This window comes from Pseudomonas sp. FP1762, assembly GCF_030687105.1.
In the GTDB taxonomy this organism is placed as follows: Bacteria; Pseudomonadota; Gammaproteobacteria; order Pseudomonadales; family Pseudomonadaceae; genus Aquipseudomonas; species Aquipseudomonas siliginis.
This window is the reverse complement of sequence record NZ_CP117458.1, coordinates 1006598-1020451: the sequence shown is the minus strand read 5'-3', so window position 1 is coordinate 1020451 and position 13854 is coordinate 1006598. Positions and strand designations below refer to the sequence as shown.

Genomic DNA, 13854 nt, shown 5'->3' with positions numbered 1-13854 from the left:
GCTGCAAGTGCAGCCACCGCCGATAATTGCAAGGTAGTTTCTTTTTCAGCCGACATGAAGCTCGAACAAATTACAAAACATGCCACCCAACAACGAACACCATGTTGTGCTACTGAAATTTACAAAACTAAACCAGTATCCCCATCAACTTGGCTTTCGCCACAGCCTGGGTTCTGCGTTCTACACCCAACTTACCGTTAATCCTTCTCGCATGGGTTTTTACTGTATGTAATGAAATAAACAGTTGTTCGGCAACTTGCTGATTAGAAGCCCCTTGAGCAATCAACATCAGCACTTCCCGTTCGCGCCGACTGAGGCCAGGCGCCTGTTCATCGTTATCCCGTGGCCAGGCAGAGACCTCCTTGCCAGCCCCAGTGAGGCTACCTCGGCGTAATTCCCACTCGCGCACGGCTTGCTGCAATCGGCAACGCTCCGCCAGCGTTGCGGCTCGCTGGAACGCTTGCTGCGCCGCCGCCGTGTCACCGTGCGCTTCGGCCAACTGGGCGAAGGCCAGCAACAATTCCGTTTCCGCCGCCAACATGCCTTTGGCCTGAGCGCGCTTCAACAATCGCTCAATGGTTGACAGAGCGCTTTCGTCCGGGACCGATTGCGCATTCGCGCAGGCCAGCAGGTATTCGATGCGAATAATCAGTTCGAACGTCGCGGGTGGCGCCTGCAACGCCGAAGGTCCCCGGTAATGCCGTAACAGTCGGCTCAACGCTTCTTGCGCAAGATGCGGTCGGCCCTGCTGCAACCAGAACTGGCTGCTCACCTGCAACACAACACCGCGATAGACCGTATCGGGAATCTGCCGCTGCTGCATGACCCTTTCGGCCTCGCGCAGGCGTTCGAAAGCGCAGGCATAATCGCCGCGATTGCCGGCCAGTTGCGCCTGCCCCAGATAACCATACAAGACCCGCTTGTCGTGGCTGCGCAAGCAATCTTCAAGGCCCTGGCTGAACAACTGCGCAGCCTGCTCTTCAAGTCCCATGCACAGCGCCAGTCGTCCGCGCCGCAGGGCAATCCGGCCGAGCAGTGGCACGGGCACTGTGGCGCGCTGGCGCAGCAAGTGCTCGATCTCCACCAGCAGGCTTTCGGCACGCAAAGGCGCGCCCCGCTGCTCGAGCCATTGCGCATGGTCAAGCTCAAGCAAGCCTTCGAACAGCAAGGAGCCGTGAGCACGCGCCAGGCACAGCGCTTCGCGGTTGAGGGCATGGGCCTGATCCAGCTCGCCGCACAGTAACGCCTGCTGGGTCAGTCCCGACAGGCACATCAAACGCGCCTGCCAGGCATCGTCAGCCAGTGCAGACAAAGCCTCCTGAAAGCAGGCGCGTGCCGGCTCCATTTGCCCTTGCAGGTGAAACAGCCATCCCTGTTGCGCCTGCCAGCGGGCCAGCAGTTGCTGCTCCAGTTGCGCTGTCGGCTGCGGCATGAAGCGGCCGAGATGAGCCAGGCATTGCCCGGCCTGTTCGAACCGGCCGGCAAACAATAAGGCGCCCGTGACCAGCACGATCAGCTGTGGTGTCATCAGGGTCAGTTGCTGGCTTTGCTGCTCGTGCAAACGCAACAGCAGGACGACGGTCTGGTCTTCGAACAAGTCTTCGAAGCCGAAATGCTGCAACAGGCTGACGGCAGTTTCGTATTCCTCGGCCAACAACGCTTGCTCGAACGCCGCTCGCCAATCCTGCGTCGCGCTGAACCACTGACAGGCGCGCCGGTGCCAGGAACGCGCACACGGCCAGTGCGACTCCTGGATGATTCGCGACAGCGGGCGGAACACCTGGAGCCAGTCAGCGGATTGCTGCCATGGCTCGATAAAGCAGCCCAACACCTGCAGATCGTGCAGCAGCCGCGCGCCTTCGCCGGCGCCGAACAAATGCTCGCATAACGGCGCATTGAACCGTGGCAGGTGAGCCAGCACACGCCATGCCTCGTCCTGCTCCGGCGTCAGGTTGCTGAACAGTTCATGCTGCAGATAATCGAGCAGAGTGTCGACACGCTGCTGCGGTTGCAGGTTTTGCGACCAGTCGCATTTCTGCAGGAGCGCCATGCGCGCCCCCGCGCACCAACCGCCAGTACGCTGGATGATACGGGTGGCGACGCGGTCCGCCTGGTCAGGCGGCAAATGGTGCAACACCGATACAACTTCATCGTGAGTCAGCGCCAGGCTGGCGCTCTCGAATTCGTAGAGTTCGTCATCGAGCAACAGGCGCGGCCAGTTGCACTGCGGCCGGCGGCGAGTGCTGATCCACCAGGTGAGCGCCGGGCTGCTGACCGCCAGCAAGCGATCCAGCAGAGCATCCACAGCCGGATCCGGCAGCCGACTGTAATCGTCGATAAACAGCGACGTCGGCCTCGACCAATGGGCCAGCTCCGCCATCAGTTGCGTATCGTCAAGGCCTTCGACCAGCCCGAGCGCCCGCGTCAGACGCAGGCAGAATTCTTCGGTGCTGAGCGCCGCTCCCGCCAGCGGCAGCCAGATTGCCTCGCACTCCGCGCGCACCTGAAGGAGACATTCGGTGAGCAGTGCGGTTTTGCCGCTGCCTGCGGGCGCGCACAACAGCCTGACCCGTGCGTTCGATGTCAGCAAAGGTGCGCTCAAACGGCTGCGAAGTTGATGATGCGAAGAAAGCCTGGGCAAAAATCCGGGTCGATCCAGGCACGGGGTCATGGCGGTCATCGGGTGAGCCTTCTTATCGTTGTGCGCTCACCCTAGCCCTCTCCCGCGCCCTTGTTGACGAGTATTCAGCACGCTGATTGATGGCCATAAAAAAGGCGACCGTGCGGTCGCCTTTTGTCCAGCGGTACAGCAGAGCCGTTAGCGCACGCCCTCGGCGCGCAGGGCCGAAGGTGTGTAATCGGCAGCCTTGGCTTCAAAACCGAATTCGAAGCTGTGCTTCTCTTCGTTCTTCATGCCCAACGCAATGTAGCGGCCGGCAATGATGTCGTAGAGCGCTTCCAGCGTGTAAGCCTGAGCCTGATGATCGTAGTAGTACTGCGCGTGACCTTCGGCAACGCGCCACAGTTGCCCGCGACCGTCGTAGTGATCGGCCAGTGCCACTTGCCAGCTGTCCTCGTCGATGTACATGTGGCGCTTGGCGTAGATGTGCCGCTCGTTCGGTTTCACCGTGCCGATCACTTCCCAGACGCGGTGCAGTTCGTAACGGGTCAGGTCCTGATTGATGTGCCCGGCCTTGACGATGTCGTCGTACTTGAGCTTTGGCGAGTCGAGTTTGTAGCTGTTGTAGGGAATGTACATTTCCTTCTTGCCGACCAGTTTCCAGTCGTAGCGATCCGGCGCGCCGGAGAACATGTCGAAATTGTCGGAAGTCCTCAGGCCATCGGCCGCTGTACCCGGGCCGTCATAGGCCACTTGCGGTGCGCGACGTACGCGGCGCTGACCGGCGTTGTAGATCCACGCCAGACGCGGTTCCTTCACCTGATCGAGGGTTTCGTGCACCAGCAGCACGTTACCGGCCAGCCGCGCCGGAGCGGTCACCGATTGCTTGAAGAAGGTCAGTACGTTGGCGGCTTTATCCGGGTCGATGTCTTTCATCAGTTGCGGCACGGCGATCTCTTCTTCGAAGCGGATCGGCGTGTAACTGCCGTTGGTCTGCGGCGTGACCTGGGTGATGATCCGCCGCAGATTACCACCGTGGTAGCGGGTGATGTGGTTCCACAGCACCTCGACGCCGTTCTTCGGAATCGGGAAGGCGTAGTAGCGGTTGCCGGTGAAATTGGCCAGGCCGTTGCCGTCGTTGATTGCGTTGACGTTCAGCGCGCTGCGCTTGGCCGACTCATAGATTTCCGCCGGCGCCCCCACGGAGCGGTGGGTCGGGTAAACCGGGATCTTGTAGGTTTCCGGGTAGCGTTTGAACATCGCCACCTGGCCATCGGAGAGCTTGCTTTTGTACTGCTCGACGTTCGCGGCGGTGATGGTGAACAGCGGTTTTTCGTTGGCAAACGGGTCGGCGAGGAAGCCCTTGCTGTCCACCGCACCGGCGTTTTTCGGGATGCCGCCGGTCCAGGCCGGAATCGAACCGTCCGCATTGCCGGCCTTCTCGGCGCCGAGCGGGGTCAGGCTGGTGCCGAGTTTGTTCGCTTCATCCGGCGACACCGCCGCCATCACGTTGGCGGCCAGCAGACTCAAGGCCAGCACGCCACATTGCAGAATCGTTTTGCGCATTGCAGTCATCCTTCTCGGGCAGATCAGAAGTTCACGCCGAAGCTCAGGGCCACGAAGTCACGGTCTTCGAGGACGTTGTAGTCGCCACCGAAAAAGTCGGTGTAACTCAGACTCGCGGTGTAGGTGTTGCGGTAGTCGGCATCGACGCCGAAGCTGATGGCTTTCGCACCTTCGTTGAACAGTCCGTTGGGGCCGTAACCGGCGACGTCGTGCGACCACGACAGGTTGGGCTTGAGGTTGATCCCGCCGATGACGTTGGCGTAATCGAGAATCGCCCGGGCGCGATAGCCCCAAGAGGTCGAGGTGACGAAGCCGTCGGTATCGCCGCCGAAACCATACTGGCCGTAGACCGAATCACGGCCATAACGCAGCTCACTGCGTGACTCCAGACCACCGACATGCACCACCGCTGCTTCGCCGACCACGGTCAGGCGTTCGGCGCCGAGCACCTGATCGAAGAAGTGTGTGAGGGTGCTCTGGATCTGCGTGACTTCCTTGCGCCGGTAGCCTTTGTTGTCGGCACCCGGCGAAGTGGCGAGTGGCGATGCGGTGCCGCCGGCAATCGGGTTGACCAGCGCCAGGGTGAGATCGTTGGTGTTGACCTGCACCGGCGCGTTCGGCCGGTAGCTGATCTCGCCGGTCCACGCGGTGCCGGTGGGCAGCGTGGTGGAGAAACTGGCGCCGTACAGACGAATGTCTTCCGGGTATTCGAGGTAATACTGACCGCGCCCGAGCATCACGCTCTGCGCCAGCCCCGCACCGCTGCCAGGCGCAAGGCCGTTCGCAATGCCGACCATGCCTGGCAACGCCGCCAGTGTCGACAGCCCCGCCGTGGTGGTGCCGACCGTCGGCGTACGGCTGTGGTAGTTCATGAAGTAGAGGCCGTACTCGGTGTCGTCGCCGAGCCAGCGCAGCGCCGTGCCCCACTGCCCGGAATCGCGCGCATCACGATCGCCGCCACGGGGGATCACCACGCCCTCGCGGGTGACCTGGATGCCTTGGCCGAACGCGGTGGTCAGCGGCACCAGTGGCGCCACCGCTGGGCTGCCGACGGTGTAGCCGTTGTTGCAACCGTCCGCCGCCACGTCGACGCCGAAGAACGTGCCGCAGTTGTCGAGAACGGTCTGGTCCCACTCCAGTTGGTAGAAGCCTTCGACCGAGAGTTTGTCGGTCAGGCTCTGCGAGCCAAACAGCATGTTCACCGGAATCAGGCCTTCCTTGATCTCGGCACCGGGACGGCGGAATGCCGAGACGTCGACCGGGTTGATGCTGTTGATCGAGTTGCCGATGAAGGTACTTTCACCCCAGCTCACCACCTGCTTGCCGGCCCGCACGGTGCCGGGCAAATCGGCGATGGCGTAGTTGTGATAGACGAAGGCATCGAGGATCTGCGCGCCGGAAGACTTGGCGCCTTCCTTGCGGCCGCTGTCGCTGATCTGTTTGAACTCGCGGTCTTCGTCCTTGAGTTCGAAGTCGTACCAGTATTTGCCCCGCACGAACACGCCGGTATCGCCGTACTTCAGTTCGAGGTCATGGATGCCCTTGAAGATCTTCGAAAAGGTTTCGCCCTTCTTGAAATTCAGGCGCCCGTCATCACCGGTGGACGATTGTCCGCTGCCGCCATTGACCGTGCCGACCAGCGAGTTGTCGGCATCGCGCAGACCCCAGCTCGCGCCGACCGAAAGTGACGAGTCGAAGGTGCCTTCGATTTCGCCGATGTTGAAGGCGACCGCGTGCGCCTGGGCGCCGCAACCCAGAGCCACCGCAGCGGCCAGCGCCTGCGGTGTGAAGATGGCGCGCATTGTTGTTTTTGTCATGCGTCTTCCCCGGTGAGTGACAGAAGGCCCCACCCTACTGCCGGGTGAAGCGGTCGATAAGCGCACCAAGGAGGTATTTGCGTTGTCGCTCGAAAGGATGAATGGCCTTGTACGGCGGGGCCTGGGGCGGTTCATGGACTGGCTGGATAGCGCGTCATCAGCGCCATCCATGCGCACGCCACTGTTGCGCGCCCCGTAACAGTGCATGTCTGGAATCGGTATTTTTCCTACAGGCTTGAGACCTTATTCTGAGCGCGCTTTCCTCGGCACACGCCGCAAAGCGCCAAGCTCGCCACGCTGAATCGCGAGCGACTGGCTACAGATTCTGGATAAATCGATGTTTTCGGTTTACCGCCCCGGTGTTCACTGACGTTGATTTGTAGCTCCTTGATCCAACGTCTTACCTTGGCCGCTGCGTTTGCAGCGGCCTTTTTTATGGGCGTTTAAAAAGGCTGGTTAGCGGTTCGGGAGCGCTTCCGATCAGCGCGTCAGACATTTCTTCGAAGCTCGGACGAATTCCCTCTGCATCGATGAAAACCCGCGAAAACCCTTTCGACATAACGCCCTGTTACCGACGGGCTTCTCGGATTTGATTACCGCCACTCTGATGTAACTTGAAACACCTCAACCATTCGCTGGTGACACGGATGTCATCGCCACCCGTGCGCACTTTCGAGCGAGTGAAAACGCACATTCACAAGGATATGAATATGCCAAAGCCTCCACCGTTAGAACTGGATCCGCTCCAGCGTGACATTGCCGAAGCGGTGCGCCGGGAGCAGGAAGAAATCCGCGTACGCGAACAGGCGCGTCTGGCCGCGTTGGCGGAGAAACAGCGTCGGGATACCGAACAGGCTCGACTGGCGGCTGAGACCGCGCGCCTGAATGCTGAGGCTGAAGCTCGGAAGAAAGAGCGGCTGGCTGAGTTGAAAATCGCCCAGGCCGAGGCACAAGCCAAAGCTGAAGCAGCGGCGCTGGCCAATGCGGCAGAACAGGCTCGGTTACAGGAGGAACGCAAGCATGTCTTTCCGGCTTATGGAGCAGTGGCCCGCAACGGCCCGGCCGTTTCTTTCGCTTCGACAGCCGTCCCGCTCGGCCCGGCTACCTCGGCGGGAATACTCAATGCGCTACGTACGGCAAAAGCGACCCTGACAGCGACGGGCACGACGCTGTTCGGCAGTCCGGTACTGATGGGATTCGCAGCGCTGTTGATGCCGTCACCTCTGGGCAACGGCGAACGCTTTGCGATGAGCGTTCCACTGGCCGAGTTGTCGTCCGAGCCGGCCGAGACGCTGCGTGAAATCGCAGACCGGCAGGGCACTTTGGAGATGCAGGTCGGGCTAGGGGTCAGGCGACTCGGGGCTGGCACGCAAGTGTTCGTCGCTACGAGTGATGACTTCCATATTCGCTCAAGTGTGATGGTCCTTAATGCCGCATACGATTTGCTCAACGACGTATACCAGGTCGCGCTATCGAACTCGCCCACCGACTTGCTGACCTGGACTCCGGCTATCTCGCCGGGAGACCAATCGACCGCCTTGCCAATAGTGGATACCGGTTCGCCCGCCTATTCCGGCGCTTCCGTTGTTCCGATTGAAGGGCGGCTGGATCTGAACCCGATCCTGGTCGAACGCTGGGATCGATTCATCATCGTTTTTCCGGCTGATTCGGGGATAGAGCCGCTTTATGTGGTGTTCAGCAGTCCTTATGAGGGGGCAACCGAAAAGGGAAAGCACAGCGGGCGTGGTTTCAACCCAGACGAGACTGGAGATGAAATGACATAGTCACTGTGTTCGCGTTACTTCAGGCAACGCCACATCTGGACATGATGATCAGACGGCACAATCGAGACCTGATCAACGAGTATGGGACCCTGGAAGCGTCGTACTCTCGGCTCTTCGCTGCGGGAATTTTGCTTGAGGGAGAAAAGGGCCTAGCTATCAAAGGACCTAACTGGAAGCCGCCCAAGTTCATGACAGAAAAAAGATACATTTGAAAACTGGAGCCACCCGCCGCGAGGGTTGGTGGCTCCGTTAACTTCAAATCGAATACTTCTGCAAATTCGCCATCATTTCCTTCAATGCTTCAATATTGTCCTTCGGGTGCGCCGCCCCTTCGAAATCGCAAATCTGCTGCCAGTGCGCCGCGACGTCTTCCGGCGAGAACCCTTCGCGCGGATCGAAGCCGGCACCGAGGCTGCGTTCCCAGCGCACCTTGCCCATCCAGCCGCCGCCGACTTCGAACAGGCCCGACGTTTCCTGGCATTGCTCGCTGGCCAGATACACCACCAGCGGGCTGACCAGTTCCGGCTTCAGTTGCTCGAATACTTGCGGCGGGATCAGGCCCTCGGTCATGCGCGTGCCGCCGGTCGGGGCGATGGCGTTGACCAGAATGTTGTTCTTGCGCCCTTCGATCGCCAGCGTTCGGGTCAACCCGTAAAGCCCGAGTTTGGCCATGCCGTAGTTGGACTGACCGAAATTGCCATAGATGCCTGAAGTCGACGCAGTGAAAATCACGCGACCGTAGTTTTGCTCGCGCAGATGCGGCCAGGCGGCACGGGTAACCTTGTAGGCGCCTTCGACGTGGACGCGATAGACCAGATCCCAGTCGGCGTCGTCCATCTTGTGAAACGACTTGTCGCGCAGGATCCCGGCATTGTTGACTACGACGTCGACGCGGCCGAAGGCATCAAGGGCGTTCTGTACCAGTTTGTCGCCGTCAGTCACCGAGTCGTGGTTGGCTTCGGCAATACCGCCGGCCTCGCGGATTTGCGCCACTACGCGGTCGGCAGCCGAAGCGTTGGCGCCCTCGCCCTGCGTCGAGCCACCGAGATCGTTGACCAGCACTTTGGCGCCCTGCCTGGCGAACAGCAGCGCATGCGCACGACCGAGGCCGCCACCGGCGCCGGTCACTATCACGACTTTATCTTCGAAACGCACAGGTTCATTCATCGCGGCAACTCCAGCAGGCCAAGGGATATTGCCCCGAGTGTCAGGCACGGCGCTTTGGGTCACAACGAACACGGCTGCGGCTGAATGGTGCGCGATAAGGCTGAGGGATGATCGAGTGTCAGGACGCCGAGAGCCCGTGCTCTCGGCGAGAATCAGGAGTACGCCACTTTGCGCGGAGGCAATACCAGACGATCGCGGAACGCCAGATAGTGCTTGAGCACCAGCGCCGGCGCCTCGGTTTGCGGATAGTGGCCGATGCCGGGTAAGAGCACGGTGTCTGCATCAGGGATCAGTTCGCGATATCGCTCGACCATGTGCACGCCGGAGATCGGGTCAAATGCGCCATCGATCACCCGCAAGGGAATGTCACCCTGCTGCATGGCCGTCACCCAGCGCTCACGTTGCACCCGGCGCTCGGGGATATAAGTGATCAATTTATGCAGGATGCGCGGGCCATGGTTGCTGTCGACCAGACTCCAGTAATCATCCAGTTCGCTTTCAGTCGGCTGGGTCTGCGGGCCGAAGATCTGCCGGAAACCTTTGACCAACGCCTCACGACTGAATGCGCGACCAAGCAGCCAGCCAATCGGACTGAGCAGCAGTTTCTGCATCAGCAGCGGACGATGGGTTTCCGGAAACAGCCCGCCGTTGAGGAACACGCAACTGGCGACTTCGATGCGCTTTTCGTAGTGCCGCGCGAGCAGTTCCTGAGCGACGCTGTCGCCATAGTCGTGGGCAAGAATATGCACCGCTTGTTCAACCTGCAGATGGGCGAGCAGCGCCTGTTGCAGATCGGCCTGTTCCAGCAGGCTATAGGTGTGATTGCGCGGTTTCGCAGAATCGCCGAAACCGAGCATATCGCAGGCGATCACCTGATAACGCTGGGCCAGTGGCTGCCACAAGTAATGCCAATCCCAACTGGCGGTGGGGAAACCGTGAATCAACAGCAACGGTTCACCCTGCCCGACTGTCCAGTAGCGGATCGACTGGCCACGAAAGACAAAAGTCCGGCTGCGCTTGCGCCAGACACACAAAGGAATCTCGGCAAGTGGCATTAGAATTTATACCCCGAATCCTGCAGGTCGAGTTTGCGCAGCAGCGCCGGCCACGCCAGCGCGCCGCCCATGCCCTGCGCGCTCTTGGTGACGCCGGCAATCATCGCTTTGGCGCCGGCGAGAATCTGCGGTTCGATGGCGATCAGTTCGGTCCCTCCAGTCTGCGCCATGACCTGAATGTCGCAGGCCCGCTGGAAAGTGAACATCATCAGAAAAGTGTCGGCGATAGTCCCGCCGCAGGTGAGCAGACCGTGGTTGTGCAGCATGAGGAAACTGTTGTCGCCGAGATCGGCTTGCAGGCGCGCCTTTTCTTCATGATTCAGGGCCACGCCCTCGTAGGCGTGATAGGCCAGGCTCGACAACACAAACAGTGACTGTTGACTGATCGGCAACACCCCCTGCCTTTGTGCCGACACCGCAACGCCTGACGCAGTGTGCGTATGCAGCACGCAAACCACATCGTGGCGAACTTCGTGGACGGCGCTGTGAATGGTGTAGCCGGCGGGGTTGATTTCGTAGGGGCTGTCCATGAGTTTGTTGCCGGCCTGATCAACCTTCACCAGGCTTGAGGCGGTAATCTCGTGGAACATCAGGCCAAACGGATTGATCAGGAAATCTTCAGTGCCGGGCACCTTGGCCGAGATATGCGTGAAGATCAGATCGTCCCAGCCGTGCAGCGCGACCAGACGGTAACAGGCGGCAAGATCAACGCGGGTCTGCCACTCGGCAGCGCTGACCTGATCTTTGACGTTCGGCGACGATTGGACGGGGGCTACGCTCACTGTATGCACCTCTGCGTTCTTCTTGTTCTGCTCGTGTCAGCAGTCTAGTCAGGCGCAGGGCATCGCGTAGTTGCATTGGCAGCCAGCTTGATGACTGAACGAGTCAGCCGGGCAAACAGCCTGGATCCGTTGCAATGCAACAACGCTTATAAGGTGCAGCGATTATTGCCCGCAATCAGCCCTTGAGCGCTTCGATCAACTGCGCCAGCCACGGCTCGGCATCGGTTTCCGGCGTGACGCTTTCGCTGGCGTCGATGCGCAACATTTCCTGAACCTCGTTTACGCCCAGTTCGGCAAACAGTTCGCGCATCTGCTCGCCACCGCCGCAGAAGGTGTCGCCATAGCTGGCATCACCGAGGGCAATCACCGCGCCGGGCAGGCCCCGCAACGAAGCAGGCAACTGATCGCGCAGCATCGAATACAACGGTTGCAGGTTGTCCGGCAGCTCGCCCATGCCAGTGGTCGAAGTGACGGCCAAAAGAGCCTCAGGAGCGAACGCCTGAATATCGGCCAGCGCGGCCCGCGAGTTGTAGAAGGTTTCAAAGCCGGCGGCTTTCAGCAGGTTCTGGGCGTGGCGGGCGACTTCTTCGGCGGTGCCGTAGACCGAACCTGAGAGGATGGCGACTTTCATCAATCTGATCCTGGAACTGAAAAAAAAGAGCCGCGATAGTAACAGCCCATGCCGCGAAGTTGCGATTGGCTCTCAATGCAAGCGGATGGCCTATAGACAGTCCGCGGCTTTCTTCTAGAATGCCTGCCACTGACATAACGGAAGGGATTCTCGGATGATCAACGCCAGCCTGCTGCAAATGGTGATCAATGCGTCGAATGACGGAATCGTGGTCGCTGAAAAGGAAGGCGAGCAGGACAACATCCTTATTTACGTCAACCCTGCCTTCGAGCGCATGACCGGTTATAGCAGTGAGGAAATCCTCTACCAGGACTGTCGTTTTTTGCAGGCTGGAGACCGTGATCAACCAAGTCTGCAACTGATTCGCGAGACATTGCGTGAAGGCGGTTCCTGCCGGGAAATCCTGCGCAACTATCGCAAGGATGGCACGCCGTTCTGGAACGAATTGTCATTGTCGACGGTAAAGAATGCCGAGGACGGGCAGACTTATTTCATCGGCGTGCAGAAGGATGTGACGGTTCAGGTCAAGGCGCAGCAGCGGGTTGCACAGCTGGAAGCTCAAGTGGCGGCGCTGCAAAGCGAGCTGGCGGCACTCAAAGCGACGAACGGCGCAAACAAAACCGCGAACTGACGGTCATTAACTACAATCACCAATGACTTTGTAACTATTCACTTCGAGTTAGCCATGCAGCGCGACGCCCTCCTCACCCAGGACGAGCTGGATTTCATCCAGACAATGCAGCACAACCCGCAACTGAACGTGCGGGATGCAACGTCGAGTCTGCTGGTTAATGGTGGTTCGCAGATCCGTGACCTGCTGACACGTCTGGCTGCTCACGAGCAAGTGACGATCCAGGCAAACTTCGAAAATCAGCAGATGACTTTCCCGCTGCATCTGGTGGAAGACGAGTTCCACGCGCTGCATCTGCGTCTCGGGGTGCCGAGCATCTATGAAGACGGCCCGATGGTGCGGCCGTGGCGCCTGGTATTGGAAGAGCCGGTGGCATTGGAAAACGCCAAAGGCCAGCCCGGCACGCTGTGGGTGCACGAGGTGTCGCACAAAGGTGTGTTGCTGGAAGTGCGCAACAAGACCAAACCACCGAAACATTTCGCCCTGTGGTTCAGCCCTTCCGGTTATGAGCGCATCTCGTTGCGCGGCCATTTCGAGCGTGAAACCGAGCAAGGTTTCTTCGCTTACGAACTGAGCCAGACCGATGCCGACGAAACCGAGCGCCTGCGCCAGTTCATCCTTCAACAGCATCGCCTGACCCATCCCGCCCTGCACGCCTGAGTCTCAGGTATCCAGCTTGCCTGCCATGAATTGCTTCATGCGTTGACGCATCGTTGCGCCCTCATTCCCCAGACATGCAACGGATGAACCGGCCAGACTGTCTTCGGCCAGTTCCGAGGCATCGCCGGCCAACATCAATTGGCAATCGAGGCTCAGTGCCAGACGATTCAGGCGTCGGGGCAGCTCTGGACCGGGGGCATGATTGGAAAACAGTACAAGTGCGTCAGGCTTGACCTTTTCGCAGACCAGCGTCAATTCATCGAACGGCTGGCCCGTGGTCAGCACCCGCACGCCAGAATCGTTGCCGCTGAGAAACAGCGCCGCGACCAGCAACTCAAGCTCTCTGCACTGCCCCGCGAGCGCGCTGACAATCACCCGGCGCGGTTGCGCACCACGCAACATGACAATGCGCTGCAGTACACGCACCCTGAGAAATCCGTCGAGAAACAACCATTCGCTGGTTTGCCCGAAAGCGTCCTGGCGCTGCAGCAGTTGACGCCACAACGGCATCAGAATGGCTTCGAACACCACCGGCAGCGCGTACGACGAGAAAATCTGCCCGTAGACGCGATCCAGCTGCTGATCGTCGAACGCACTGACCGCCTGCTGAACCTGCTCCTGCCATTGCTTGTAATCGGCCTGCACATGGTCATCGGGGATGAAGTTTGCCAGCACCTTCAGAGGCTCTGTTTTCGCCAGGATCTTGCCGACTTTGCTCACGGCCACGCCGCGATCGATCCAGTCGACAATGCTGCGCACGCGCTCGATATCGTTCATGGAATACAAACGATGCCCGCTTTCGGTGCGCGTCGGCTGGATGAGTCCGTAACGGCGCTCCCAGGCACGCAGGGTCACCGGGTTGACGCCAGTCAGGCGCGCCACTTCGCGGATGGGAAACAGCTCTTCGCGCTCGATCGTGCCGAGTGCTGTCGAAGCCGGGCGAGGGTCCGTGATTACAGGCATCTGGCGGTCAACTTCCATGTCGGTTCATTGGATCCCATTTTAAACATGATGGACTGGAAACCTTCAAGTAGTGATCTACGACGAATGTGGCTGGTTTAATCGACAAAATCAGGAATAATCCTTGCTTGCTGCAAAGCGCAGGTCTCTACCCCGGCCTGCGTCAGGCGAAGCTCTTACC

11 protein-coding genes are annotated in these 13854 nt (G+C 59.8%); 3 read left to right on the top strand and 8 right to left on the bottom strand.

The genetic code is table 11. The features are described from left to right. Positions 1-127 precede the first annotated feature (127 nt). The 3 genes from PSH90_RS04360 to PSH90_RS04350 form a co-directional block, all read right to left on the bottom strand. Positions 128-2680, bottom strand: coding sequence for a LuxR C-terminal-related transcriptional regulator (locus PSH90_RS04360; protein ID WP_305382234.1), 2553 nt, complete (start codon positions 2678-2680; stop codon positions 128-130). A 138-nt stretch (positions 2681-2818) separates the two neighbouring features. Beyond that, positions 2819-4186: a DUF1329 domain-containing protein gene (locus PSH90_RS04355; protein ID WP_252887339.1), complete on the bottom strand. Its 1368-nt coding sequence runs from the start codon at positions 4184-4186 to the stop codon at positions 2819-2821. 23 nt (positions 4187-4209) lie between these two features. After that, positions 4210-6003: a DUF1302 domain-containing protein gene (locus tag PSH90_RS04350; protein ID WP_236169711.1), complete on the bottom strand. Its 1794-nt coding sequence runs from the start codon at positions 6001-6003 to the stop codon at positions 4210-4212. A gap of 710 nt (positions 6004-6713) precedes the next feature. On the opposite strand from PSH90_RS04350, the gene PSH90_RS04345 reads away from it, so the two are divergent. Then, positions 6714-7787 (top strand): S-type pyocin domain-containing protein, encoded by a 1074-nt coding sequence (locus PSH90_RS04345; RefSeq protein WP_305382232.1) that lies wholly within the window; start codon positions 6714-6716, stop codon positions 7785-7787. Between the two features lie 255 nt (positions 7788-8042). Here the strand turns inward: PSH90_RS04345 and PSH90_RS04340 are convergent, their stop codons facing one another. The 4 genes from PSH90_RS04340 to PSH90_RS04325 all read right to left on the bottom strand — a co-directional run bounded on the left by PSH90_RS04340 (position 8043) and on the right by PSH90_RS04325 (position 11422). Next, a complete protein-coding gene (locus tag PSH90_RS04340) occupies positions 8043-8954 on the bottom strand; it encodes an SDR family oxidoreductase (RefSeq protein ID WP_041478004.1) in 912 nt (303 codons plus the stop codon). A 152-nt stretch (positions 8955-9106) separates the two neighbouring features. After that, positions 9107-10009: an alpha/beta fold hydrolase gene (locus tag PSH90_RS04335; protein WP_305382231.1), complete on the bottom strand. Its 903-nt coding sequence runs from the start codon at positions 10007-10009 to the stop codon at positions 9107-9109. After that, a complete protein-coding gene (locus tag PSH90_RS04330) occupies positions 10009-10791 on the bottom strand; it encodes a class II aldolase/adducin family protein (protein ID WP_150636128.1) in 783 nt (260 codons plus the stop codon). Before PSH90_RS04330 ends, PSH90_RS04335 begins: the two co-directional genes overlap by 1 nt. 175 nt (positions 10792-10966) lie before the next feature. Then, positions 10967-11422, bottom strand: a complete 456-nt coding sequence (locus PSH90_RS04325; protein WP_041478001.1) for a flavodoxin — start codon at positions 11420-11422, stop codon at positions 10967-10969. 154 nt (positions 11423-11576) lie between these two features. Between PSH90_RS04325 and PSH90_RS04320 the strand changes: the two genes are divergently transcribed. Then, positions 11577-12053 carry a PAS domain-containing protein gene (locus PSH90_RS04320; RefSeq protein ID WP_252883192.1) on the top strand — a complete coding sequence of 159 codons (477 nt, stop codon included), beginning with the start codon at positions 11577-11579 and terminating at the stop codon, positions 12051-12053. A gap of 54 nt (positions 12054-12107) precedes the next feature. Then, a complete protein-coding gene (locus PSH90_RS04315; protein WP_024011639.1) occupies positions 12108-12713 on the top strand; it encodes a hypothetical protein in 606 nt (201 codons plus the stop codon). Positions 12714-12716: 3 nt separating this feature from the next. On the opposite strand, the gene PSH90_RS04310 is transcribed toward PSH90_RS04315, so the two are convergent. Then, positions 12717-13676, bottom strand: a complete 960-nt coding sequence (locus tag PSH90_RS04310; protein ID WP_095180389.1) for a MerR family transcriptional regulator — start codon at positions 13674-13676, stop codon at positions 12717-12719. Positions 13677-13854 lie beyond the last annotated feature (178 nt).